The sequence below is a fragment of the Flavobacterium sp. KBS0721 genome (assembly GCF_002007065.3).
Classification (GTDB): domain Bacteria; phylum Bacteroidota; class Bacteroidia; order Flavobacteriales; family Flavobacteriaceae; genus Flavobacterium; species Flavobacterium piscis.
This window is the reverse complement of the sequence record NZ_CP042170.1, coordinates 586,710-611,528: the sequence shown is the minus strand read 5'-3', so window position 1 is coordinate 611,528 and position 24,819 is coordinate 586,710. Positions and strand designations below refer to the sequence as shown.

The 24,819-nt window shown below is 33.4% G+C and carries 24 protein-coding genes; 14 read left to right on the top strand and 10 right to left on the bottom strand.

Going from position 1 to position 24,819, the window contains the following annotated elements; all coding sequences use genetic code 11:
* Window positions 1-39 precede the first annotated feature (39 nt).
* The 3 genes from B0M43_RS02905 (at window position 40) to B0M43_RS02895 (ending at window position 3,487) form a co-directional block, all read left to right on the top strand.
* Window positions 40-723, top strand: coding sequence for a response regulator transcription factor (locus tag B0M43_RS02905; protein WP_041518469.1), 684 nt, complete (start codon window positions 40-42; stop codon window positions 721-723).
* Between the two features lie 219 nt (window positions 724-942).
* Window positions 943-2,022 carry a cell wall metabolism sensor histidine kinase WalK gene (locus B0M43_RS02900; protein ID WP_065448601.1) on the top strand — a complete coding sequence of 360 codons (1,080 nt, stop codon included), beginning with the start codon at window positions 943-945 and terminating at the stop codon, window positions 2,020-2,022.
* Between the two features lie 169 nt (window positions 2,023-2,191).
* Window positions 2,192-3,487, top strand: coding sequence for a porin (locus B0M43_RS02895; RefSeq protein WP_078006904.1), 1,296 nt, complete (start codon window positions 2,192-2,194; stop codon window positions 3,485-3,487).
* 2 nt (window positions 3,488-3,489) lie between these two features.
* Here B0M43_RS02895 and B0M43_RS02890 read toward each other — a convergent pair whose 3' ends face one another.
* The 4 genes from B0M43_RS02890 to B0M43_RS02875 all read right to left on the bottom strand — a co-directional run bounded on the left by B0M43_RS02890 (window position 3,490) and on the right by B0M43_RS02875 (window position 9,337).
* A complete protein-coding gene (locus B0M43_RS02890; protein WP_078006905.1) occupies window positions 3,490-4,560 on the bottom strand; it encodes a glycosyltransferase in 1,071 nt (356 codons plus the stop codon).
* Window positions 4,561-4,771: 211 nt separating this feature from the next.
* Window positions 4,772-5,305 (bottom strand): hypothetical protein, encoded by a 534-nt coding sequence (locus B0M43_RS02885; RefSeq protein ID WP_065448598.1) that lies wholly within the window; start codon window positions 5,303-5,305, stop codon window positions 4,772-4,774.
* A 63-nt stretch (window positions 5,306-5,368) separates the two neighbouring features.
* Entirely contained in the window at window positions 5,369-8,800 is a 3,432-nt protein-coding gene (locus tag B0M43_RS02880) for a hypothetical protein (RefSeq protein ID WP_078006906.1), read from the bottom strand.
* A 306-nt stretch (window positions 8,801-9,106) separates the two neighbouring features.
* Window positions 9,107-9,337, bottom strand: a complete 231-nt coding sequence (locus B0M43_RS02875; protein WP_078006907.1) for a DUF5808 domain-containing protein — start codon at window positions 9,335-9,337, stop codon at window positions 9,107-9,109.
* A 374-nt stretch (window positions 9,338-9,711) separates the two neighbouring features.
* On the opposite strand from B0M43_RS02875, the gene B0M43_RS02870 reads away from it, so the two are divergent.
* The 3 genes from B0M43_RS02870 (at window position 9,712) to B0M43_RS02860 (ending at window position 13,442) form a co-directional block, all read left to right on the top strand.
* The gene (locus B0M43_RS02870; RefSeq protein WP_078006908.1) at window positions 9,712-10,050 is read left to right on the top strand and encodes a helix-turn-helix transcriptional regulator; all 339 of its coding nucleotides are present in this window, start codon (window positions 9,712-9,714) and stop codon (window positions 10,048-10,050) included.
* 38 nt (window positions 10,051-10,088) lie between these two features.
* Window positions 10,089-11,150: an AraC family transcriptional regulator gene (locus B0M43_RS02865; protein ID WP_078006909.1), complete on the top strand. Its 1,062-nt coding sequence runs from the start codon at window positions 10,089-10,091 to the stop codon at window positions 11,148-11,150.
* A 114-nt stretch (window positions 11,151-11,264) separates the two neighbouring features.
* Complete coding sequence (locus B0M43_RS02860; RefSeq protein ID WP_078006910.1) at window positions 11,265-13,442, top strand: outer membrane beta-barrel family protein; 2,178 nt, start codon at window positions 11,265-11,267, stop codon at window positions 13,440-13,442.
* A gap of 81 nt (window positions 13,443-13,523) precedes the next feature.
* On the opposite strand, the gene B0M43_RS02855 is transcribed toward B0M43_RS02860, so the two are convergent.
* Together B0M43_RS02855 and B0M43_RS02850 are read right to left on the bottom strand one after the other, a co-directional pair.
* Window positions 13,524-14,786 (bottom strand): aspartate kinase, encoded by a 1,263-nt coding sequence (locus tag B0M43_RS02855; RefSeq protein WP_078006911.1) that lies wholly within the window; start codon window positions 14,784-14,786, stop codon window positions 13,524-13,526.
* Between the two features lie 73 nt (window positions 14,787-14,859).
* Window positions 14,860-15,348: a GNAT family N-acetyltransferase gene (locus B0M43_RS02850; RefSeq protein ID WP_078006912.1), complete on the bottom strand. Its 489-nt coding sequence runs from the start codon at window positions 15,346-15,348 to the stop codon at window positions 14,860-14,862.
* A 262-nt stretch (window positions 15,349-15,610) separates the two neighbouring features.
* Here B0M43_RS02850 and fbp point away from each other — a divergent pair, with 262 nt between their 5' ends.
* Entirely contained in the window at window positions 15,611-16,618 is a 1,008-nt protein-coding gene (fbp, locus tag B0M43_RS02845; RefSeq protein WP_065448585.1) for a class 1 fructose-bisphosphatase, read from the top strand.
* A 142-nt stretch (window positions 16,619-16,760) separates the two neighbouring features.
* Here fbp and B0M43_RS02840 read toward each other — a convergent pair whose 3' ends face one another.
* Window positions 16,761-17,192: a TerB family tellurite resistance protein gene (locus B0M43_RS02840; RefSeq protein ID WP_065448584.1), complete on the bottom strand. Its 432-nt coding sequence runs from the start codon at window positions 17,190-17,192 to the stop codon at window positions 16,761-16,763.
* A gap of 169 nt (window positions 17,193-17,361) precedes the next feature.
* Here B0M43_RS02840 and B0M43_RS02835 point away from each other — a divergent pair, with 169 nt between their 5' ends.
* The 5 genes from B0M43_RS02835 (at window position 17,362) to B0M43_RS02815 (ending at window position 20,742) form a co-directional block, all read left to right on the top strand.
* A complete protein-coding gene (locus tag B0M43_RS02835) occupies window positions 17,362-17,955 on the top strand; it encodes a HupE/UreJ family protein (RefSeq protein ID WP_065448583.1) in 594 nt (197 codons plus the stop codon).
* 5 nt (window positions 17,956-17,960) lie between these two features.
* Entirely contained in the window at window positions 17,961-18,392 is a 432-nt protein-coding gene (locus tag B0M43_RS02830) for a dCMP deaminase family protein (protein ID WP_065448582.1), read from the top strand.
* Window positions 18,392-19,969, top strand: a complete 1,578-nt coding sequence (locus tag B0M43_RS02825) for a S41 family peptidase (protein WP_078006913.1) — start codon at window positions 18,392-18,394, stop codon at window positions 19,967-19,969. The genes B0M43_RS02830 and B0M43_RS02825 overlap by 1 nt, the downstream gene beginning before the upstream one ends.
* A gap of 17 nt (window positions 19,970-19,986) precedes the next feature.
* Window positions 19,987-20,352, top strand: a complete 366-nt coding sequence (locus tag B0M43_RS02820) for a nuclear transport factor 2 family protein (protein WP_078006914.1) — start codon at window positions 19,987-19,989, stop codon at window positions 20,350-20,352.
* Between the two features lie 78 nt (window positions 20,353-20,430).
* Window positions 20,431-20,742 carry a hypothetical protein gene (locus tag B0M43_RS02815; RefSeq protein ID WP_065448579.1) on the top strand — a complete coding sequence of 104 codons (312 nt, stop codon included), beginning with the start codon at window positions 20,431-20,433 and terminating at the stop codon, window positions 20,740-20,742.
* Between the two features lie 259 nt (window positions 20,743-21,001).
* Here the strand turns inward: B0M43_RS02815 and B0M43_RS02810 are convergent, their stop codons facing one another.
* The 3 genes from B0M43_RS02810 to B0M43_RS02800 all read right to left on the bottom strand — a co-directional run bounded on the left by B0M43_RS02810 (window position 21,002) and on the right by B0M43_RS02800 (window position 22,498).
* Entirely contained in the window at window positions 21,002-21,607 is a 606-nt protein-coding gene (locus B0M43_RS02810) for an FAD-dependent oxidoreductase (RefSeq protein WP_078006915.1), read from the bottom strand.
* 4 nt (window positions 21,608-21,611) lie between these two features.
* Entirely contained in the window at window positions 21,612-21,812 is a 201-nt protein-coding gene (locus B0M43_RS02805) for a hypothetical protein (RefSeq protein WP_017496183.1), read from the bottom strand.
* A 107-nt stretch (window positions 21,813-21,919) separates the two neighbouring features.
* Window positions 21,920-22,498, bottom strand: coding sequence for a MarC family protein (locus B0M43_RS02800; RefSeq protein ID WP_065448577.1), 579 nt, complete (start codon window positions 22,496-22,498; stop codon window positions 21,920-21,922).
* Between the two features lie 398 nt (window positions 22,499-22,896).
* On the opposite strand from B0M43_RS02800, the gene B0M43_RS02795 reads away from it, so the two are divergent.
* Entirely contained in the window at window positions 22,897-23,466 is a 570-nt protein-coding gene (locus B0M43_RS02795; RefSeq protein WP_065448576.1) for a DUF3109 family protein, read from the top strand.
* Window positions 23,467-23,802: 336 nt separating this feature from the next.
* Complete coding sequence (locus B0M43_RS02790; protein WP_041518445.1) at window positions 23,803-24,780, top strand: ribonucleotide-diphosphate reductase subunit beta; 978 nt, start codon at window positions 23,803-23,805, stop codon at window positions 24,778-24,780.
* Window positions 24,781-24,819: the final 39 nt, after the last annotated feature.

Genomic DNA, 24,819 nt, shown 5'->3' with positions numbered 1-24,819 from the left:
GAAGAAAATTTGATGTAAAAATCTCAATTTTTGCTATTTATGAAAAAAACACAAACCAAGATTTTATTAGTTGACGATGAACCAGATATCTTAGAAATCGTTGGCTATAACCTTGCTCAGGAAGGCTACCAGATTGTTACGGCTTCAAATGGAAAAGAAGCAATAGCAAAGGCTCAGAAAGAATTACCGGACCTAATTATTATGGATGTAATGATGGCCGAAATGGATGGAATGGAAGCTTGCGAACACATTAGAAAAATCCCTGAATTAAATAATGTTATCATAACATTCTTAACTGCCAGAAGCGAAGATTACTCACAAGTTGCTGGTTTTGATGCAGGTGCAGATGACTATATTACCAAACCAATAAAACCAAAATTATTGGTAAGCAAAGTAAAGGCTTTGTTAAGAAGGTTAAAAGAACAAGAAGTTGTTAGTGATACCTTAAATGTTGGCGGAATCGAGATTAATCGTGAAGAATATAAGATCATAAAAGGCAATGTAGAAATTGCTTTACCAAGAAAAGAATTCGAATTATTTTATTTATTGGCTTCAAAACCTGGAAAAGTTTTTAAAAGAGACGAAATCCTGGATAAAGTTTGGGGTAATGAAGTGGTAGTAGGAGGAAGAACAATCGATGTTCACATCAGAAAATTACGCGAAAAAATAGGCGAAGATCTTTTTAAAACCATAAAAGGTGTTGGTTACAAATTTGAAGTCTAGACATTCAATAAATATTTGAACCATATAAGTTATATAAGTTCATTTAAATTAGTACAACATACTTTTCGAATCAAAGGTTATCTTTGTCAAAGTTCAAAACTTTGACAAAGATTTCTTTTTTTAAGTTCTTAATGTAATCATACAATTGCGCTTTACTTTAAATGAACTTATATAACTTATATGGTAAAAATATAATCTCTTAATGGTTCAATAATCTCAATGAAAATTAATTTTAAAAAAACATACAAATTTGCTGTAAAGTCAGCATTATACATCAGTCTTTTCGGAACAGGATTTGTGCTGATCCTGATGAATTTATTTTATAAAAATCAGCTAAAACATCAGGTCGCATTTGGAATAGTTTTCATTATTTCGATTTACATTTTCTCCTTTTTGGTCTTGCAATATCGTGTAGAACGCTTTATTTACAGACGAGTAAAGAAAATCTACGATGAGGTTTCTTTATTAGAATCAACAACACTAATAAATCAACCCATCACTACTGATATGGAAACGCTTTCGCGTGAAGTAAAAAAGTTTGCTACCGATAAAAAACTCGAAATCGAAATGCTGGAAATTCGTGAACAATACCGTAGAGAGTTTTTAGGGAATGTTTCGCACGAACTTAAAACGCCTTTGTTTACGGTTCAGGGTTATGTTTCGACTTTACTGGATGGAGCAATGGATGATAAAACCATTAGAAAGAAATACTTGAAACGTGCCGAAAAAGGAGTTGAACGTCTCATCTATATAGTGGAAGATTTAGACATGATTACCAAACTCGAGTCAGGAGACCTGGACTTGAATATGACTGATTTTAATATCGTTGAACTTATTCAGAATGTGTTTGATTTGTTGGAAATGAAAGCTGACAAAAAGAAAATCAAACTGGCTTTTGAAAGCAAAAATGTACAATCGGTTATTGTACGTGGTGATCAGGACAGGATTCAGCAAGTTTTAGAAAACCTGCTTGTTAATTCTATTAAATATGGTAAAGACGGAGGTTTAACCGAAGTTGGTGTTGTAAACTTGACCAAGAAAAAGGTATTAATCCGAATTAGTGATAACGGAGAAGGGGTAGAAAAACAAAATATCCCAAGACTTTTCGAGCGTTTTTACAGAGTAGATAAAAGCGGAACCCGTTCAGAGGGTGGTTCTGGTCTTGGATTAGCCATAGTAAAACATATTATCGAAGCGCATAAAGAGAAAGTATACGTCGAAAGCGAATTCGGAATTGGTTCTGAATTTTCTTTTACACTCGAAAAAGCACATAAAACAGTAAAAGCGGAAGTTAAATAATTGTGATGTGATTTTTGTTAAGTGCCGCAAAACATGGGATTTTAACAATTAACTAAACTACGCCAAAACTTCGTAACATTAAATTTTTATTATAGTAACATCTTGTTAATGATTTCTTAACATAGGTGAGTCATCTTTGCACCTTGAAATTAAGGGAATTAGAGAAAGGATGATAAAAAGAAAAATTTTAGCCGTTTTGTTACTCATAACTTGCGCATCAAATGCACAAGAATTAAATAAACAGGATGTAAAAAACGAAGTAATGCGTATTTTAGATTCTATTAATAAAGCGAAACTTCCGGATACCAAATCCGGAGTTAGTAGCGAAGAACATTGGTACGACAGGATTTCCTTAAGAGGATATGCTCAAATACGATACAATGGACTTTTTTCTACAAATGATAAAGTTTCCTGTGATCAATGTGATAAATCCTGGGGAACAACTTCTACAGATCCTGATGCAAAAGCCAACAACGGACTTTTTATTCGTCGTGCGCGTTTGGTGTTCTCAGGACAGGTTCACCCCAATGTGTTTTTCTATTTCCAACCTGATTTTGCGAGTTCGCCAAGTACAGGAATTCAGAATTTTGTTCAGATTCGTGATTTGTATTTTGACCTTTCTTTTGATAAGAAAAAGGAATATCGTGTACGTGTAGGACAAAGTAAAATTCCTTATGGTTTCGAGAATATGCAGTCCAGTTCGCAGCGTTTGGCATTAGATCGTAATGATGCGATGAACAGTGCTATACTAAACGAACGTGATTTGGGGTTGTTTTTTTATTGGGCTCCGGCCGAAATCAGGGAACGTTTTAATATGCTGGTAAAAGACGGTTATAAAGGTTCAGGCGATTTTGGAGTTTTTGCCTTTGGAGTTTACAATGGTCAAATTGCCAATAAACTGGATGGTAACAGAGATTTGAATGTGGTTGCAAGAGTAACATATCCTTTTGTTATTGGCAGTCAGATTATAGAACCCGGAATTCAGGCTTATACCGGAAAATGGGCATTTACAGGCGAAATTTCACCGGGAGTAAAAGTAAACGATCCGCAATATGTAAAAGACCAGAGAGTGGGCGCAACTTTTGTTTTGTACCCAAGACCTTTCGGAATCCAGACAGAATATAATATTGGTACAGGCCCAAGATACAATACGGTAACCAATACAGTTGATGAAACCGATTTAAATGGCGGTTATGTATTGTTGAATTATAAATTAGACATCAAAAAACAGCATATTTATCCTTTCGCCAAATTTCAATATTATGACGGAGGAAAAAAATACGAAAAAGATGCCAGAAGTTATGTTGTTAGAGATTATGAAATTGGTATAGAATGGCAGCCTTTTAAAGCTTTTGAGTTTACAGCAGAATACGTTATTGCCGACAGAACTTTTGAAGACAGCGTGCTGCCAATCAACCGTCAGCAAGGAAATTTGTTGCGATTACAAGCGCAGTTTAATTTCTAAAACTAATCTTCAAAAACGGCAAATAACGAATCCCAGTCGATATCTTCGTTAAACTGAGTTAAACCTTTAAACGACTTTACTTTTGAAAGATCTTCAATCGTAAAGTCGTTTTGCATTGCATACGGTACCAGATTTTCTTCCTGAAGTTTTATCGCCAAATACTCTTGTTCATATTGCCCCGGAGTTGGGATAAAAAAGGCTTTTTTGCCTAGTTTAGCCAAATCCATTACTGTGGTATAACCGGAACGGCATAAAACAAAATCACTTTCATTAAAAGTTTGTTCCAGTTGTTTTGAGTTCATGAAATTGTAATACGTTACATTTCCAGCCTGCCATTTGGTTTGGGTTTTCTCAACAATGCCTTGTATAAAAACAACTTTGCCTTTATAATCAGTGACTTCTTTTTGTAATTTTTCGTCTAAATAAGTGCGTTGAGGTTCAGGACCGGACAAAATTACCATCAGGTCATATAATTTTGGAGTTTCCTTTTTGCGCATTCTGCTTAAAGGACCAATGTATTTTAAATTGAGGTGAGTAGTTTTAAGATGCCCCAGATCGCCGGTTAAATTTACCGCATCATTAGTATCGGGAACCCAGCATTGATTGTATTTTTTTATAATGTATTGATGGCATTTACTCGTAAACCAGGTCGTATTTCCAGTCATGACATTCAATTGATGCGTCATAAACACAGATGGAATTTTTTTACTGAAAACCCCCAATCGATTATCCGAGATAATCCCGTCAATTCCGTGTTTTTTGATCCAGCGGTTCACCATTTTTTTCTCGTCTAAAATAGCAACGATCATTTTAGGCAGGCTTTTAATCAATTTCCATTTAAAGTTTTTACCATTTTTAGCATATTCAATATGATAAGAAGGCAACTCAAGTGTTTGTATGTACGGGAATTCTTTGCGTAGTAACGCCAAAGCAACTCCATCAGAAGCTATAATTGGTATGAAATTTTTTTCCTGAAGCGCTTTTATAATAGGGATACATCTTGTGGCATGGCCAAGTCCCCAGTTTAATGGAGCAACTAAAATTGTTTTGTTCGCAGAATAGTCAATGCTCATAGTTTAACGCTTTTTAAAAACGAAGATAGAGAAATAAGCTTTTTGTGTTATTTCGTACATATTACTAAATTATTAACTCTGATTTAAGCTTCTAAGTTTCTAAGCCTCTAAGATGCTAAGTTTTTTGCTTGTTAAATAAAAAAACCGAACTGTAGTTCGGTTTTTCTATTAATCTTAGCGCCTTAGTAGCTTAGCATCTCAGTATCTTTGACTAATCCTGAATATACGTTTTATTTCCGTTTTTATTAATGTAGTATTTACCGCCTTTTGGTCCCGTATATACTTTTTTACCATTGTATTCTCCCGTAACTTTATCCGCTACTTTTGGAGCTTTCTCTGTGGTTTCTTTTAATGTTTTAGTGGCTGTTTTTTTAGTAGCGGTAGCATCTTTCTTAGCTACAGTTGCTTTGGCATCGGCTTTTTTGGCATCAGCTTTAGCTCCATCTGCTGCTGCAGTTGCTTTTTTAGAAGCTTTAGTGGCATCGCTTTTTGCTTTAGCAGCTTCTTTGTCGGCTGCTTTTTTGGTTGCTGCTGTGCTTGCTGCAGAAGCATCAGTGGCTTCTTTGGCTGCTTTTTTTGCTTTAGTAGCTTCTTTTTTTGCATCTGATGCCGCTTTGTCAGCAGTTGCTTTTTTCTTTTTAGCAGCAGTTTCGGTTTTGCTTTTTGTGTCTTTTACAGCTGTTTCCTGAGCATAAAAATTAGAAGACAAAACCACCATAAAACAAAGTAATAATAATTTTTTCATAAGGTTACGGTTTTAAATTTCAATTAAAATTAATCAATTTATGAATACATTTTTCGTAAAGTGTTAAAAATAAGCGCGAAGCTGAATGTTGCCCGTATGAACAACCGCTGAAGTCTCACCTTTTCGGCCTTGATAATTTAAATTTACATCCAGAAACTGTGTTATGTTTTTCTGTAAAAGCAATTTCCAGACTAAATTTTGTCCTTCCTGAAGTCCTTCCAGCATCTGAAAACCTACAGATGAAAATTCATTGCCGTTAAACTTGTTTTGATAAAAAGAAAATTCTCCATTCAGGGTGACCTTTTTCTCTCCCGCAAACGAAAAGGAAGTTCCAAGTCTGTTTTGCACTAAAGTTTCGAAATTCCCAATTTGGTTTTCTTTGTTCTGAAATTCATAAAAGAAATCTAAACTGGTATTTTTAGAAAACAAATAACTGATTTTTGGTGCTACCTGATAGCCTTTTAAATCATAGTTTTTTTCGACAAAATCTTCAGAAACTAAATTGGTACTTATTGTTTTGGTAAAGAAATTAAACAGCCAGCTTTTTTGATACAAATGAGTGTATTGCAATTGGTTTGAACTGTTTCTAACATTTTGAGATCCTATCGAAAGCAAATTCTTCCCTTTATTAATAAGATAAGTGTAGGTTACAGAATGTTTTTGCTTTCCGCGATTGTAATACAGACTGTTTCTAAAACTCGAATTCAATCCCAGAATATTTTCTTCAGATGAATCAAATGGATTGAGTTCTAAACGTTCGCCTCTGCTTTTTACTTTTCGATCCATAATAAACGAAGTTTGATTGTAAAAATAGGAAGCAAGTTTTTTAAACCCTGTTTCGTTTTGCCATTGCAGCGGATTCAAAGCAACAGATTGAGAAAATTTATTCTGGTTGGTTTTAATATAAATTTGATTGGGCAAAAAGATTCTAACATATTTTGCCTGATCCGCAAATGCAGCAATTTCAAACTCTTCTAATTCCTGAATTCCGTTGCCATTATAATCGTTCCAGGTATAAACCCCTTGTCCTGTTGGAACTTCTACATAGGTAAATTCTTGTTGCGCAATTGTTCCTGAACTGGTTTCATAAGTCGTCCCAATTTGCATAAACTGGTTAAAGAAGCGATCATTATATAATATTCTCGAATTTAAGGAAGGTTCATTTTTTCGGGATGAATTAATGAAATCTAAATTACGATAACTTGCATAAACCGCTAAATCGGTTGTTTTATTCTGAATCAATTTTGACTTTAAGTAATACGTTTGCGAATTGTTTACATGTTGTAACAATCCGTTTTGCAAACTATCATTTCGACGCTGCAAATAACCTAGTTCTACAAAAACTTTGGTGCTGTCACCACGTCCAACAAAAGCACCGTATTCTGTGAATTTTTGGCTTAAAGCCGAAAACTGATTGCTAATTTTATCCCGTTGCTGGTTGTTTTCGATTTGCATACTGGCGCCAATCCAGTTTTTACCAAAATGATATTTGGTTCTGGTTTGATTTCTGATAAATTTAGAAGTCGAACTTGTGGCATCACTATTTAAAAAACTACCCTGATTTTCTATCGTCCATTGTTTTAGTTTGAAGAGGGCAGTCGTTGTATGTCTTGCCCCCGAATAACTTTCAGAATAATCTAATTTTTCAAATTGATAGGTAAACAGTCCAATATTTGAGGTTTGTTTTTTAGCAAATAAATCAAAATTCAAACCCGTAACCAATAAACTCTGATTGCCTAAAAGTGCTTCATTTAAATTCCAGTCCCTATTAAATTCAATATTATACAATCGCTCCACAGATCTAAAATCTTCCTGAACAAATTGGTAGTTGGCAAAACCGTCTAAAGTCCATTCTTTCGTAAAAAGACGTTTTTTAATGTTGGTTTTAAGGGCAATTCCGCTATTGTCGCCGTCATCGATTTTCGAAAAAAGGTTTTTATCGTTATTGCTTATGGCAATTTCAAAGTCAACCAGCGTTTTTTCATCAGGATTGTATTTTCCTAAAAATGTGGCTACCTGCAATTTTATCGGGGCAACCAATTGTACAAGAGGTTCATAATTTCCTTGAAGAATTCCGTTTACAGGAGCAGCATATACATAAATACGTTCTACCGAATTGTTGTTCTGAATAATATAATTTCCGGCATTATTGCCTACAAGACTAAATTTTACATTATACAAAACATTGCTGGCATCATTCGAGTATTCGTAAGCTTCAACCGCATTGACGAGTATTTTTTTGTACAGGATTTTATTATCAGCATAACTATCTTCGTAAGCAGATGGCGCTTTCATTAAATTAATATTATCACCGGCCTGACTTAAAACCCCGACCTGCTCTGTAGAAAGATTTTGTTGCAATGGCTGGTTTTTCATATCATTTTCTGAATAAATATAGCCGCCAAAACTCCAGTTTTTATTTTCGTGTGTTGCCCCGGCGTAGGTTACGAGTCGGTTATAATTTCGTTCAGAATATTGGTATTCAACATTAATTCGCATTTCAGAAGTAATTGTAAAAAGGGAAGTAAACGTAATTTCTCCGGCATTATAATCAATAACATAATCATTGTTTTCACCCCGTTTTAGCAAAACACCATTTACATAAACCCGTTCAGATCCTGAAATAACCAGAACATACAACTCACCGTTTTGACCTTTTAATTTATACGGTCCCTGATTGCCTTCCTGGCCTGTAAAAGTACTTTTGGCGTATTGCCCTTTTACAAAAGCCACCGAGGCAAAAATATTGGTTTTGCTTTCTTCATCTCCAAAATTAAAACTGGTTGAAAGGCCTTGTACTTTTTTATTAAAATTTAAAAATTGGGTTTTTCTGTTCTCCAAAAAAACATCTCCCGCACGAATGTTCCAGTCATTGCTGAATAATTCAATAAAAATATTATCAAATTGATCGAGTTTTTGCGAATAACCGCCATCCTGCAACGGTATGTTATTGTCCTGAAGTGAAGCCCGAATACTAATTTTATCAGAGATTTTTCCGGTAATCTGAAGATCTAAATTAGAGTTTAAAACTGTATTTTGATTGTTTCCCACCGTAACGCCGCGAGTAATACTTCCTGAAGTTTGTAAGCCATCAAATGGCGTAACTTTTTTAGTGTTGGTATTATCAATTCGGTATAATTTTTCAGAACCAATATCATTGGTCACAACTTGATCAGATTTGTACAGACTGTATTCTTTGGTTAAGAAATCAGGATATTTTAGATAATTTACAATTAAAGTATCCGAAACTGAACCGGCATTTTCATTCAAAATCAAAGTTCCTTTTTGAAAATCAATCTTATAAAAACTGGAATCTACAGGTTCGTTTTTAGTATTTAATATTTTGAAAAAAACAGAATTGATACTAACTTCTTCGAGATGAATCGTATCGCGGCTTATAATTACTTTTTTGGTTTTGTACGATGATTCCGTTTCCTGTGCCTGAAGCCCGGAATACCAGATCAAAACCGTTAAAAACAGTAATTTTTTCAACATAAATACTTTAACTCTAAAAAATCAAAAGTAGTATTTATAATTGGGAAATTCCGAGTCTGTATTTTGGAGATTAAATGTGTGTTTTTCGATCTATTTTCTGGTTTTTATCTGACTGAACATCGAGATCGAAATTAATAGTGCCAATACAATTGATGTCCCGGATTTTATCATGTTGCCGGTGTGATCCGGGCTATAAAAAAAGTATGCTAAATACAGACAGCTTATAATAGCCATGCTATATTTGAATAGGAAGAATTTCATGTGGTAATGAATATTAATCAGGAGTAATTACCCGGTTTTTTGAATTTAAGTGTTGGTGTGTTCTGTCAGAATAAGAAGAATTGCAATTACAATCAAAGCTATAAAAACAGAATTTGGATTGGCAAAATTAATCGTCCAGCCCAATTCTTTTATTCTTTTAGGAGGAAACAATCTATTGTCTTTTGGATTATAATAAAACATTCCCCAAATCCAGTTATCAGGATCATTATTCCATTCGTTTTGATTTTCCTGATCAGGTTTATTGTTGATCCCCATGATTTTTTAGCGCTTTAAAGTTATTATTACGAACTAATTTCCGGAGGTATTTTTAACGATACTTTTTTGAAAATCGGTAGCCAAGCGCAATAACTATTATTAAAAGACATAAAAACAATGATGGATTACTCATATTATTTAGATTTTAGGGGTTAAATTTTTTAATAGATCTTATCCTTGATTTGAGGTAATTTCTATTTGTTTTTTGGCAAGTCTAAATTACTGTTTTGTAAGGCTTCTTATTATGTGATTATCGGGTATTTTAATACGTAATTTATAGTTGTTTTTTTATTTAAAAAATAAAAGTCTTTTTTTGTGAGTATATTTTTATAAAATCGCCCTCTATTGGTTTATAAGGAAAAATACCATAAAATATGAATGTTGTTGTAGGTAATAAACTTAAAATACTCCGAAAGAATAAAAAAATGTCACAAGAAGAAGTGGCAGATTGTCTTCATATATCACAATCAGCATATGCCAGAATGGAAAGCGGCGAAAGCAGTTCATGGGCAAATCATATTTTAACCATTTGTAAAATTTTTGGAATAACTCCGGAAGACTTACTAAAAGTAGGTCTCAATAATAAGGGAGTATCTTCTATTGATGCAGATCAATTATCCGATCAAATAATTGAGCAATATGAGAAGCGTATCAAAGAATTGAAAAAAGTGATTAAGGATTTGAAAGAGGATAAAAAATCGTTAAAGTCATAATTTTTTTTAGCTTTGTGAAGATAAAACAAACTTAAATTATGGATACCAGTAAAGAACTCTTATTCTTTTTTAGTGCATTAGGAGTTTTTAATGGAATTGTTTTAAGTGTGTATTTCTTCTTTTTTACCAAAAAAAATTTGCTGACCAATTATTTTTTGGGTGCATTATTATTCGCATTAAGTATCCGGATTGGAAAATCAGTGTTTGTATATTTTCATCCCACATTGTCTAGATTATATTTACAAATTGGTTTAACCGCTTGCTTTTTTATTGGTCCCTTTTTATATTATTTCCTGAAATCAGCCGTTGCTGAAATTAATATAATGCCGAAATCCTGGAAACTCATACTTTTATTCTGGGCGATACTTATTATTACTGTTGGAATTATATTTCCGTATGAATATTACCCAAAACTCTGGCGCGGTTATTTTATAAAAATCATTTATTTTCAATGGTTTGTTTATGTTGTTTTTTCATGTTATACGATTAAATGTATATTGGCGAAAATCATAAACAGAAAACACAAAACAACTCCGGCAGAAACGTGGTTCGGGATGCTTTTTCTGGGCAATTTTCTTTTGTTTCTTTTTTATTTTCTTGCTATAATGGGTGCTCCGGCCGCTACTTATATTAGTGGAGCAATTGTTTTTTCTTTTATTCTTTACCTCATTATTTCGATTCTTTTATATCGAAAAAAAACAGACGATTTATTTCTGCTCAACAATCAAAAATATTCAGGCAAGAGAATAGATTCGACCGAAGCCGCAATTTTATCCGAAAAGCTGGAAAATATAATGAACGCAAAAAGCTTGTATAAAAATCCAAATTTAAGTTTACAGGATGTATCACAGGAGATGAATATTTCGACTCATCAGCTATCACAGTTTTTAAACAATAACCTGAATAAGAATTTTACCAGTTTTGTAAACGAATTCAGAATAAAGGAAGCTTGTAAAATCATCACATCAAATGATAAACTGACCTTAGAATCTGTAGGTTATGATGTAGGTTTTAATTCTAAATCGACTTTCTTTTCGGCCTTTAAAAAACATACCGGAACAACACCTTTGAATTATCAATTACAGGCTTTACAGGTTTAAAACGAGTTTGAATTTATAAATTCGTACTCCTGATTTCTCTTTTGATTACCTCGTTTGACGATTTACAAAAGACTTTTGTTGCAAACAAAGTCAAATTTTAAATCACCAATTCTTATGAGGTTTCCAGTTACTGTTTTCATTCACATCTATTGTTTTCTTTTTTATGCCTTAGCAATAAAAGCACAATCTAAGCCAACAATTCCCGAGAAAATTACAAATCAAAAGAATGAGTTAAATGAAGTTGTAATCAAAAGACAAAATTCATTAGTAAAATATTCAGCCAATGGAACAATCGATGTAAATGTCGCTAATACATTGCTTTCGACAAGCAGTTCTGTAAATGAATTATTAGGCAGAGTGCCGAATGTTATTGTAGCCGAAGGACAAATAAGCGTTCTCGGGAAAGGCGAAGCGATTATTTACCTTAACGGAATATTGATTAATTACGAACGTTTTGCCGCAATTCCGGTTTCGCAAATTTTAAAGATTGAAGTACTCTCAAATCCTTCTTCAAAATATGATGCCGAAGGAAAAGCAGTCATTAATATTATTACCAAAAAAAATATCGAAAACGGAATATTAGGAAGCGCAAGTCAGCAAATTACAGTTTCAGAATTCGCAGGAACAAGTACCAATACATTGCTGGATTTTAATTATACCAAAGGTAAATTTTCGTTTATAACAAACTACGGATTGCAATTGGGCAAAGGCCGTGAATTATTATACACAACCAGAACGCGACCTAATCTGGAGGATTACATGCGATCTGAATTAACTACAGATTGGAGAAGACAGTTTAATAATTACTCTAATTTTGGTTTTGGATTGCAATACACGTTCTCTGAAAAGAATTATATCTCTTTAGCCTATAGCGGGAATGTTGAAGATTTAGGCGGAGATGTAGAAAGCCGAAATTCCATCAGTAATAATGTTGGAAACAGCTTTTATGCCACGGATATTGCCAAAAATGATGTGCTGCTGAATCAGTTCATTAATCTAAATTATAATGCCATAACAGATAGTAAAGGTTCGTCGTTATTTATAGGAACGCAATACTCCAATTATAACGGAACTACAAAAGATTTTATTGATGAAAATAGTTGGGTTGACGAACGAAATACTGAAAAGTATTTGAAGAATAATGTTGACAATACAATTGATATTATAAGCATTCAGGCCGATTATAATAAAAAGATAAATGAAAATACAAAGCTCGAAACCGGAGCAAAATACAGCAATGCGAAAGTACAGTCAGGAACAGATTTTCTGATTTCTGATGCAGAAAATGGGGAATTTGAACCTGATGATCAACTTTCGAGTGATTTTAAATACGTTGAAAAAATCAGTGCGGTTTATTTTAATTATGGAAGTTCATTAGGAAAGAAGTTTAATTTTTCTTTTGGCGCCCGAGGCGAATGGACAAGTTATAATTTGCATACTACTGCAAACGGGATTCAGGAATTCAAAAAAAGTTACGCCAATTTTTTCCCGAATGTGTTACTAAATATGGATGTTTCAGATGATTTGAAAGCACATGTGTCGTATGTTTCCAGAATAACAAGACCCCGATATCAGGGTTTGAATCCGTTTGTTATTTATCAGGATCCGTTTACCACTATAGAAGGAAATCCTAATTTATTGCCCGAAAAAGTTCATGCCTTTGAAATTGGTGCGATGTACAAAAAGTTCGATTTTAGAATAGGATATTCCTATAAAATCGATCCAATTTCTGGAGCTGCTTTGCGTGGCGATACGCCCAACAGTTATATTTTGAGATCATTAAATATAGAAAAAGAACATACTTTTTTTACTTCGCTTTCAAGATCATTTACAAACAAATGGTGGAATTCAACAAATACAATTAGTATGAATTTAAGTAAATCGATCGACAATTTTTATGAATATGCTTTGGGTTCGGTCAAACCTCAAATCTATCTGTATTCGAATAATACATTTACCATTCCGAATCTTTTTAAGATACAATTATTAGCGTGGTATTTGGGTGATAAGAGTTACGGATTGCGAAGTGAAAATAGCAGGTCGACAGTTACGGTAGGAATCGAAAGAAACTTTTTTAAAGAGGCGCTAAAGCTCAATTTTACCGCAAATGATATCTTTCATGACTTTATGGTTTCCGGTAATTATGACGTAGGACAAACCGAAATCTATTATCACAGAACGTATACTACCAATTATTTTAAACTGATAGCCACTTATAGTTTTGGGAATTCAAAGAAACAGGTTTTTAAGAAATCAGAAATTGAGCAGAGTGAGAATAATAGAGCGAGATAAAAATTAAAAAAGGCTTCACAGTTAAGCGAAGCCTTTCTTAAATATATTTGAATTGAAATAATTAACGTAAATAAAAAAGATTTAGTTATTAATCTCTTTAGTAACAATTTGCATCGTCTCGCGGCTTACTTGTTTTAGTAAAACAGTTTTGTTTGCTTCAACAGTTTCGGCTGCATTTTCTGTAAAGTGACGAATTGTATATAAAGTCACATTCTCGTTATAATCTACCTTGAATTTTTTCGAAAGAATCGAATTCAGTTCATTGAAATTCTCAAACTTATCTTCCACACAAACAGAAAAACTAATCGCTGAATTCTGAATCAAATTTACTTTTATTTTAAATTGATGAAATAATGCAAAAATCTCACTGATGTTTTCTTCCATAATAAAAGAGAAATCAATTGACGATAGCGAGATCAAAAGCTGGTTTCTTTTTACAATAAAACAAGGATATTGTGGCTCTAAATCAACACCTTTAGAAACGCAGGTTCCTTTTAATAATGGGTTGATGAATGATTTTACATATAAAGGAATTTCTTTTTTCTGTAAGGGTTGCAATGTTTTTGGGTGAATGACCGTTGCGCCGTAAAAAGCCAATTCGATCGCTTCACGATACGAGATTTGGTTCAGTAAACTTGCATTTTCAAAATAACGCGGATCGGCATTCATAACTCCCGGAACGTCTTTCCAGATTGTTACACTTTCGGCATTTAGGCAATAAGCAAAAATTCCGGCCGTATAATCAGAACCTTCACGACCAAGAGTTGTAGTAAAGTTATTCTCATCTGCGCCTAAAAATCCTTGTGTAATGTTTAATATTTTGCGTTTTACATTTTTGCTGATCAATTGCTGAGTAGCTTCCCAATCAACTTCGGCATCTCTGTAATTAGCATTCGTTTTAATGAAGTTACGAACGTCCAGCCATTGTGTCTGAATTCCTCTGTAATTCATATAATGACTTAAGATAGTAGTCGAAATCAATTCTCCAAAACTTACAATCTGATCGTAAACAAAATTGTAATTAGGCGATTTGTTATGCGCCAGGAAATATTCTAATTCAGAAAACTGCGCTTTTACAGCAGTAAAAACCTCATGTTTTTCATCCTCAAATAAATCTAATAAAATTTGATTGTGATATTTTTTTATTTCTTGTACCGATGAGTTCAACTCTGTCGATTTATCAAAATAATTCTTGATCACAACTTCAAGAGCATTTGTAGTTTTTCCCATCGCCGAAACGACCAAAATTACATCTTCATAACCTACTTTTTGTAAAACGTCGTATACGTTTTTAATTCCATCGGCATCTTTAACTGATGCTCCACCAAATTTAAATACTCTCATTTTTAATTTTAGATTTCAGGTTTTAGATTTCAGATTCGGGGTTTGAGTGAAATCTGGTTTTATTTATTTTATTTTATAATTTTTCTAAGAACGAATTAATTCCGTTTTCGTCCATTTGAACTACTTGCCAGTCTTCCAGAATTCTGGCGCCTGAATTTTTGTAAAAATTAACGGCTGGCGTATTCCAGGCCAGAACATTCCATTCAACTCTGCGAACATTATCTTTTTTGCCTTGTTTCATGATTTCGGCATAAAGAGCAGATCCTAAACCTGTGCCCCGCATTTTTTCTTTTACGATTAAATCTTCAAGATGTATGGTTTTTCCTTTCCAGGTAGAGTAGCGATAATAATAAAGAGCGATTCCAACTATTTCTTTGTTGCTTGATTCATCTTCAATTTCTGCCACAAAAACATTAAATAATGGTTTTTCACCAAAACCGTCACGTACTAAATCCTCTACAGTAATGACAACGGCTTCCGGTTCTTTTTCGAATATTGCCAACTCCTGTATTAATCCCAAAACCGATTCCATGTCTTCAGGATTTCCTTTTCTAATATTCATATTATGTAATTTATTTTAATCCTAAATATACTATTCCCTCTTTATATTTAAAAAATTTGTTTGTACGAATTTCTTGTAAGGGCAATTCATATATTCTTATTATTAAGCGTTTATTAGCTAAAAATGTATTTTTTTATTTGATACTTCCCGCTTTTAATTAGCAAATATACAATAGTGGCAAACTAACAAAATAATTTTTGAAGCATTCTCACAAAAAAAGCGATATTTGTGACTTATAATCAAAAACTATAACGATATAGCAATGGAAGAACGCAATAAAACACTAGGAGAGTTTATTATTGAGAACCAAAAAGCATTTCAGTATTCGTCGGGAGAGCTTTCCCGAATTATCAACTCTATACGTTTGGCGGCCAAAGTCGTCAACTATAAAGTAAACAAAGCCGGATTGGTGGATATTATTGGCGCTGCAGGCGAACAAAATATTCAGGGCGAAGACCAGCAAAAATTAGATGTGTATGCAAACGAAGTATTTATCCAGACGTTAATAAACCGTGAGATTGTCTGTGGTATTGCTTCAGAAGAAAACGACGAATTTATTACTGTCAAGGGGAGCGACAACAGTAATAATAATAAGTACGTGATCTTAATGGATCCGCTTGACGGATCTTCAAACATTGATGTAAATGTTTCTGTAGGAACTATTTTTTCTGTTTTTAGAAGAATTACACCTATCGGAACCCCGGTAACAAGCGAGGATTTTTTACAACCGGGAATCAATCAAGTTGCAGCAGGTTATGTAATTTATGGCACTTCGACCATGTTGGTGTACACAACCGGTCATGGCGTAAATGGTTTTACACTGAATCCGGCAATTGGTACATTTTATCTTTCACACCCTAATATGAAATTTCCACAAAATGGAAATATCTATTCAGTAAACGAAGGAAATTATGTTCATTTTCCGCAAGGAGTAAAAAACTACATTAAATATTGCCAAAGAGAAGAAGAAGACAGGCCATATACTTCAAGATATATCGGAAGTTTGGTTTCTGATTTTCATCGAAATATGATCAAAGGCGGAATTTATTTGTATCCCACAAGTTCAAAAGCACCAAAAGGAAAATTACGTTTATTATATGAATGTAATCCAATGGCATTTATCGCTGAACAGGCAGGAGGAAAGGCAACTGATGGTTTTGGAAGAATTATGGAAATCCAGCCAACAGAATTGCATGAAAGAGTTCCTTTTTTCTGCGGAAGTTATAATATGGTCGAAAAAGCAGAGCAATTTATGGCAGAAGCTTTATAGTATTCAGTCTCAGTCTCAGTTTTCAGTCTCAGACTGAGTTATAAATAGCAAACCCGACACGTTTATAAAAACGGTCGGGTTTATTTATTTTAGCTAAACTGTGACTGTGGCTGAAAACTGCCACTGAAAACTGAATACTTTCTTACTTGTTCATATTTTCCATTTCGAAAAGGAAAGTATCAAGATCTACTTTTTTATCTACTAAAGACAAAGCTTTCCTAACAATATAATTTACGTTTCCTGGTGTAAATCCTAGAGCTAATCCCATACGGGTTAACATCACTTCCTGCTGATCTCCTAAATGGTGGTCTACATGAACCATTCTTGCCAAATCATACAAACGCTCTAAACGTTGTGTGTATAAGTAAGGTGGGTTTATTGGATGTTTCCACGGATCTTTTAGGATTTCTTTATATTCTTCTTCTGAAATTTGTAATGTCGAAGCTATTTTATCTAAAAAAGTTTGTTCTTCGTCATTAATTTTTCCGTCAGCGAAAGCTACACGAACAATTGCAGAGAAATGGCCTCTGTTTCTTTCTTTAAATTCGTTATCAAATAATTCTGAAAATGGCATAATTTGTTGATTTATATATCGCAAAGATAAATTTTATTTTAAACTATTAATTTTAATTTTCTCATAAATTTTAACGTATCAATATTCATTGATTTACGATCAGACAACTTTACTTTTTCAAAATAAATCGTAAGTTTACAGCCCCTAATCATTTAATAGTAGTACCCGTATGTCAGAGTTTTGGATTTATTTTCAAATAGGATTAAAGCACGTATTAGATATTCATGCTTACGATCATGTTCTTTTTTTAATCGCATTAACAACGCCTTATTTGTTTAAAGACTGGAAACGCATTTTGCTTTTAGTTTCAGTATTTACAATTGGTCATACACTGGCATTATTGCTTTCTGTATACGGAATCATTGCCATAAAAGTCAATACGGTCGAATTTTTAATTCCGATAACAATTTTAATAACGGCGGTTTTTAATCTTTTTACAGCAGGAAAAACGTCAAAGAGCGATGGATTGAATTTAGTGTTTTTTGTAACCCTGTTTTTTGGGATTATACACGGACTTGGGTTTTCTAATTATTTCAAGACCATTTTAGGAGGATCACCTAGTTCAAAATTACTACCTTTAGGCGAGTTTGCGTTAGGGATCGAAGCAGCTCAATTAGTTGTGGTGTTTGTTGTGCTCATTATATCATATATTGTACAAACCGTATTTCGCTTTTCAAAACGCGATTGGGCGCTTGTAATGTCGGCTTTTATTATCGGAGTTGTAGTTCCGATGATTATCGAAAGCCCAATTTGGAACAGATAAAATAAATGGAAGAAAAAAAATTAAATAAATACGATAAAGCTTATTTGCGAATTGCGACAGAATGGGGAGCACTTTCCTATTGCAAACGAAAACAAGTAGGCGCGATTATCGTAAAAGACCGAATGATTATTTCTGATGGATACAACGGAACACCATCCGGTTTTGAAAATTGCTGCGAAGATGAAGACGGATTAACCCGTTGGGATGTTTTACATGCCGAAGCGAATGCCATACTTAAAGTAGCCAGATCAACACAATCGTGTGAAGGTGCTACTTTGTATATTACGCTTTCGCCTTGTAAAGAATGCAGCAAATTAATACATCAATCCGGAATAAAAAGAGTGGTGTATCATAACGGATATCGCGATGATTCCGGAATTCAGTTTTTAATAAAAGCAGGTGTCGAAGTCGAACATATTCCTGTTTTAGAAGAGTAATGAAATTGAACTTAAAGTATTTGCCAATCATTATCGGAGCGACTTTTGCTCTTGGTATAGTCATCGGAAGCCTTATGAGCGCTCCCGTTGATGATCAGCTTTTGGCTAAAAATTACTCGAAAACCAAGCTGAATAAACTCATTGATTTTATCAATAATGAATATGTTGACAGCATCAATACAGATTCTATTGTCAACCTTACAGTAGATAATATTTTATCAAAACTAGATCCGCATTCCGTTTATATTCCGCCAACAGAACAGGCTGAAGTGGCAGAAAGTATGAAAGGTGATTTCGTGGGAATCGGGATTAATTTTTATATGTATAAAGATTCTGTTGCGATTATAAAACCAATCGAAAACGGACCTTCGGCGAAAGCCGGATTAAAATCAGGTGATCGAATTTTATTTGCAGGAAAAACGAAATTGTACGGCAGAAGATTGCCTTCGGATAGTTTGTTTTCAAAATTAAAAGGAATAAAAGGTTCTGAGATTGAGTTGACAGTCTTTAGAAAATCAGAACAAAAGAAACTCAAGTTTAAAGTAAAAAGAGATATTATCCCTATAAAAAGTGTCGATGCTTCTTTATTGCTCGATAATAAAACAGGTTATATCAAAATCAACCGTTTTGCCGAGACTACATTTAATGAATTCAAAACCGGTTTAACCCGATTAAAACAAAACGGAATTGAATCGCTGATAATTGACCTTCGTGATAACGGAGGTGGTTATATGGAAGAAGCTATTGCAATTGCTGATGAATTCCTGAAAGACAAACAATTGATCGTTTTTACCAAAAATAAAAATGGAACCACTGAGAAAACATTTGCAACAAAAGCAGGAAGTTTTGAAACAGGAAAAGTATATGTTTTAATTAACGAAAACAGTGCTTCGGCAAGTGAAATTCTGGCTGGAGCAATTCAGGATAGCGATCGCGGAACCATTGTTGGTCGCCGCTCTTTTGGCAAGGGATTGGTGCAGCGCGAAATGGATTTCAATGACGGATCTGCCGTTCGTTTAACCGTGGCAAGATATTATACGCCAACCGGGAGATCGATTCAGAAACCCTATAAAAAAGGAAACGAAGAATATTATAAAGAGTCGGAATCGCGTATAAAATCAGGTGAACTTTATGCAAAAGACAGTATAAAAGTTGCAGATACTTTAAAGTTTAAAACGCCAAAGGGTAAAATCGTATACGGTGGTGGCGGAATTGTTCCTGATGTTTTTGTACCAATAGAAGCAGAACACGGTAATGAAAATGTAGCTTATTTGATGCAAACCGGAGTTGTGGGACATTTTGTTTTTGAAGAATTAGACAAAAACAGAAATGCTTTTGCCGGACTTCATTTTAATGAGTTTCTGGCTAAGATGAAAAACTCTGATTTGTATTTTAAAAAGTTCAGAAATTATATTTTAATGACAGGTTTAGACCTGAAATTAGATAAAACCAAAGCTTTGGTCAACCGATATATTACCGCAGAATTTGCCCGACAATTGTATGGCGAACTCTATTATTATGATGTCATTTTAAAAGGTGATGCCATGATCAAAGCCGTTTTGAATCCGAAAAAGTAATCCTTAATTTTTATCAGATGAAAATAGAATCTATTGTAACTGCTGAAATCGAACTTTTAACAGCAATTAAAAATGCTGATGTTGCTGCTTTGGAAAATCTTCTTCACGATGATTTGCTTTTTAATTTACCGGATGGAAATACGATTACTAAAGAATTTGATTTGAATTCCTATCGATCAGGTAAAATGAAAGTGGATACTATCGAAGCTTCAGATCAGATTATAAATCTAATTGATGATACAGCTGTTGTTGCGGTTACAGTTTTATTAAAAGGATCTTTTGATAAAAATCCTGTAAATGCTGCTTTGAGATACATTAGGGTTTGGAAAAAATTTGATGAAAGTGTAAAAGTAATTGCGGGAAGTTGCATCCAGTTACAATAAAATAATAATAATTTATTAAGATATAATGTAATGAATCTTGTCTGCAATAGTGCGAGATTTGTAGTTAAATAATATAATATGAAAAATCTAAAAAAATTAAGTTTCTTAGTATTGCTAATGACTTTTGTAATTTCTTGTGCTTGTATGAAAGATAAAAATACGATTTCAGGAAAAGTAGAATCGATAGAAAACGGAAAAGATGGTTACACAGCCAAAATCAATACCGATAAAAATGAGGTTTATTTTGCAACTGTAAGTATTGTAAATGTTGGAGGGCCACAAAACTACAAAAGGTTTAAAGAAGGTGATGAGGTTTCAGTAAAAGGAGAAATCTGGAAAACAGATACCGAAAAACATATCACAGTAAAGGAAATTGTTTCAGTGAAATAATTTTTTACCATTAAGAGATTAAGCTTATTAAGCTTTGTGCTAAAAATTTATTTACCATTAAGAGATTAAGGTTATTAAGTGTTAAAGCTTAATTTTTTTAATCTTTTAATGGTTTTTTTATAATAAATGCAAAGTCTTAATTATAGAGAAATCTTAATAATGGTAAAATAAAAATAATCTTATGCTTTTTGTTTCACGCCAAAGCTTAATAAACTTAATATCTTAATGGTGAAATAAAAAAAAACTTATGTTTTTAAGTTTATCGAATACTATCGTGCGAATGAGTTTGTATGCCGTTATTCCATAAAGTAAGAATGTCCGTTGCAACAGCAGCACCACTTCCGGCAGCAATTGCCAGTTGGCTTCTCCAACCCGCTAAAGTTCCAATAACATAAATGCCTTCGGCTACTTTATGATCGTCATTTTTAAGCTGAATACGTTGTTTTTCGGGTAATGCCTTTTTATGAGGTTCAATATATTGTGTCAAACCTTCGATGTCGAAAGTATTGGCAGAACCAATCCCAACAACGATATTTTTTGTTTGGTAGGAGTTTTTGTTTGTAGTAACAGTGAATTCAGGATAAGCTCCTTCTACTTTAATTACCTTCTCATTTGCGATTTGTGTAATATGCGGATAAGCAGTAGTTAAATCCTGTGTGCTTTCTGTAAGCAAATCAGATCCTAATTTACCTGGTGTTATGCCATAAGCATTGTAGAAAATTGCCTCTTGTAAAGAAGAATTCTTTTGATGTGTAAAAATTCCGATTTTTTTATCGGTAACAAAAGCTTTGTTTTTGGCGGATCCTAAAACAAGGGCACAAGACATGCCTGAAACACCTCCGCCAATAATTAAAACGTCAAACATAATATTATCGTCCGTTTGTTTTTTCTTCGATTCTTTTTGAAATTCTAAAGATTAAAAGAATCAATACGGCACAAAATGAAGCTGCGATTCCAATAAAAGCAACTACACTGTCTCCCTGAAAAGGATTTTTGAAGTCTAGCAACGTAATATTAAAAACAATTAAAGCCAATGCCAGAAGCACTAAGATTGAAGTAAAAATTTTCATAATGGTTGTTTATTTGCCTAAAATAATAAAGTAAAACTCTTAGATGTAAAAAATGTCCTTAAGTTGTATTTTAGAAATTTTATGGGGTAAATTTATAAAAATAAATGTTAGACAAACAAACCTTTAACATTAGCAGCAAATAATTTAACAGCAATCGCTAAAAGTATCACTCCAAATGTCTTGCGAACTACGCCAAGTCCGTTTTCTCCTAATAAATCCTCGATTTTTTTTGAAGATTTTAAAACGATATACACTAAAATAATATTTAATAAAATGGCAATAATAATATTAATGGTGTGAAATTGAGATCGTAATGAAAGTAAAGTTGTCATTGTACCCGCTCCGGCAATTAACGGAAATGCTAATGGAACGATAGAGGCAGATCCTGGTTCTTCATCACGAAAAATCCTAAGTCCTAAAATCATCTCTAAAGCAAGAAAAAATAATACAAATGAGCCTGCAACGGCAAACGAATGCACATCTATACCAATCAGGTTAAGAAAACCTTCTCCCACAAAAAGAAAAACAATCATAATTGTTCCGGCAACAATTGTAGCTTTTTCAGATTCGATATGGCCTACTTTTGCTCTTAAGTTCACAATAATTGGTATAGAACCTACAATATCAATTACAGCAAAAAGTACCATTCCAACAGTAATGATTTCTTTATAGTCGATTTCTAGCATATTACTTTGATTTTAAGCGTTTAAAATTTTTGCAAAGGTAGATAATAAAGGTAGGTGTTTTTTTGACAGGATGTATTTTTGTTATAAAAACATGTTTTATCGGTTAAAAAAGTGATATTTGTAACAAATGATTCTTTTTACCAAAGAGATTCGTAGGGTTAATTGTTTTTTACCACGGAGTTACATAAAGTTTTTTCACAGAGTTTCGCAAAGTTTTAATTTTTTAAGGTTTACAAAGCTTTGGGTTTAAACTTTTGCAATTTTTAATAAATCTTTGTGTGTCTCTGTGGTAAAACTTTGTGCAACTCTGTGGTAAAATTATGCGGTAAAATTTAATCTCATATCATCTACTTTCTTTGCCTATCTTTGCACTTTATAAATTTCAGTATTTTATTATCATGTTTCAATTAGGAAAAACCATTATTTCAGAAGATATTCTTGAAAAAGAATTTGTGTGCAACTTGTCAGCTTGTAAAGGGGCTTGCTGTGTTGACGGAGATGCCGGCGCACCCTTAAGCGAGGCAGAAACTAAAATAATGGAAGAAATCTACCCAAAGGTAAAACCATTTTTACGCAAAGAAGGAATTGCTGCTATCGAAGCACAGGGAACCTGGGTAAAAGGAACCGATGGTGATCTTGAAACACCATTAATAGACGAAAAGGATTGTGCTTATGTTATTTTTGATGGTAAAACTGCACTTTGCGGAATTGAGCAAGCTTATAACCAAGGAATCGTAGACTGGAAAAAACCAGTTTCTTGTCATTTATATCCAATTAGGGTAAAAGACTTTACAGAATTTGCTGCAGTCAATTATGATAAATGGGATATTTGCGATGATGCTTGTTCTTTAGGGAAAGAATTAGAAGTTCCGGTTTATAAATTTGTCAAAGAAGCATTAATACGCCGTTTTGGTCAGGATTGGTATTTAGAGCTCGAAAAAGTCGCTGAAGAACTTAAAAAACAGTAAAAATCCAAGGGCCTTAGTTACCACTTTTTAGAGAGGTATTTTGACTCAAAAAATAAAGTTTTAACTCAAAAAAAAACTTTTAAAAACAATTTAAAATTTCTTGCTTTTTATCTCAAAAAGTCTATATTTTACGGGCTTTGAGTCTGTTTGTTTGGTTTTAAACCATTCATTTACAATAAATTAATTATTGTCTGAAAAATATCTCATTTTTTCACCTTTGTTAAAAACTACGCCGAATTGTGAATAAGTTTGGCTTTCTTTTTTAGCGATAATTGACAATCTTTGTAGTCTATTGAATTAGCAGAAATTCAATACAAAAATTAAATAAAAAATACCATGTCACAAGTCGAGCCAATATTACAAGAAAATAAAAATCGTTTCGTTATTTTTCCTATCAAACATCATGATATTTGGGAATGGTATAAGAAAATGGAGGCTAGTTTCTGGACTGCTGAAGAAATCGATTTGCACCAGGACTTGACAGACTGGAATAATAAACTTAGTGACGACGAAAGATATTTCATTAAACATATATTGGCATTCTTTGCTGCTTCTGACGGAATCGTAAACGAAAACCTTGCTGAGAACTTTGTAAACGAAGTGCAGTATGCAGAGGCGAAGTTTTTCTACGGTTTTCAGATCATGATGGAAAACATTCACAGTGAAACTTATTCTTTATTAATTGACACTTACGTGAAAGATGAAGCGGAGAAAGCAGAATTGTTTAATGCTTTGGAAGTTTTTCCTGCAATTAAGAAAAAAGCAGACTGGGCCTTAAAGTGGATTGAATCTGATTCATTCGCTGAAAGATTAATTGCTTTTGCTGCAGTTGAAGGAATTTTCTTTTCAGGAGCTTTCTGTTCTATTTATTGGTTGAAAAAACGTGGTTTAATGCCAGGTTTAACTTTTTCTAACGAGTTGATTTCCCGTGACGAAGGTGTACATTGTGACTTTGCAGTACACTTACACAATCACCATTTGATCAATAAAGTACCAAAAGAGAGAATTAAAGAAATCATTGTAGACGCATTAGATATCGAAAGAGAATTTGTTACAGAATCACTTCCGGTAAGTTTAATAGGGATGAATGCTGTTTTAATGACACAATACTTAGAATTCGTTGCCGATAGATTATTAGTAGAATTAGGTTGCGAGCGTGTTTATGGATCAGCGAATCCGTTTGATTTCATGGACATGATCTCACTTCAGGGAAAAACCAATTTCTTTGAAAAACGTGTTGCCGAGTATCAAAAATCTGGTGTGATGAACACAGATAGCGATGCTCAGAAAATTTCATTCGATGCAGATTTTTAGAGCAAAAATAATGTAGCGTTACCTCGAAACGCTGCAAAA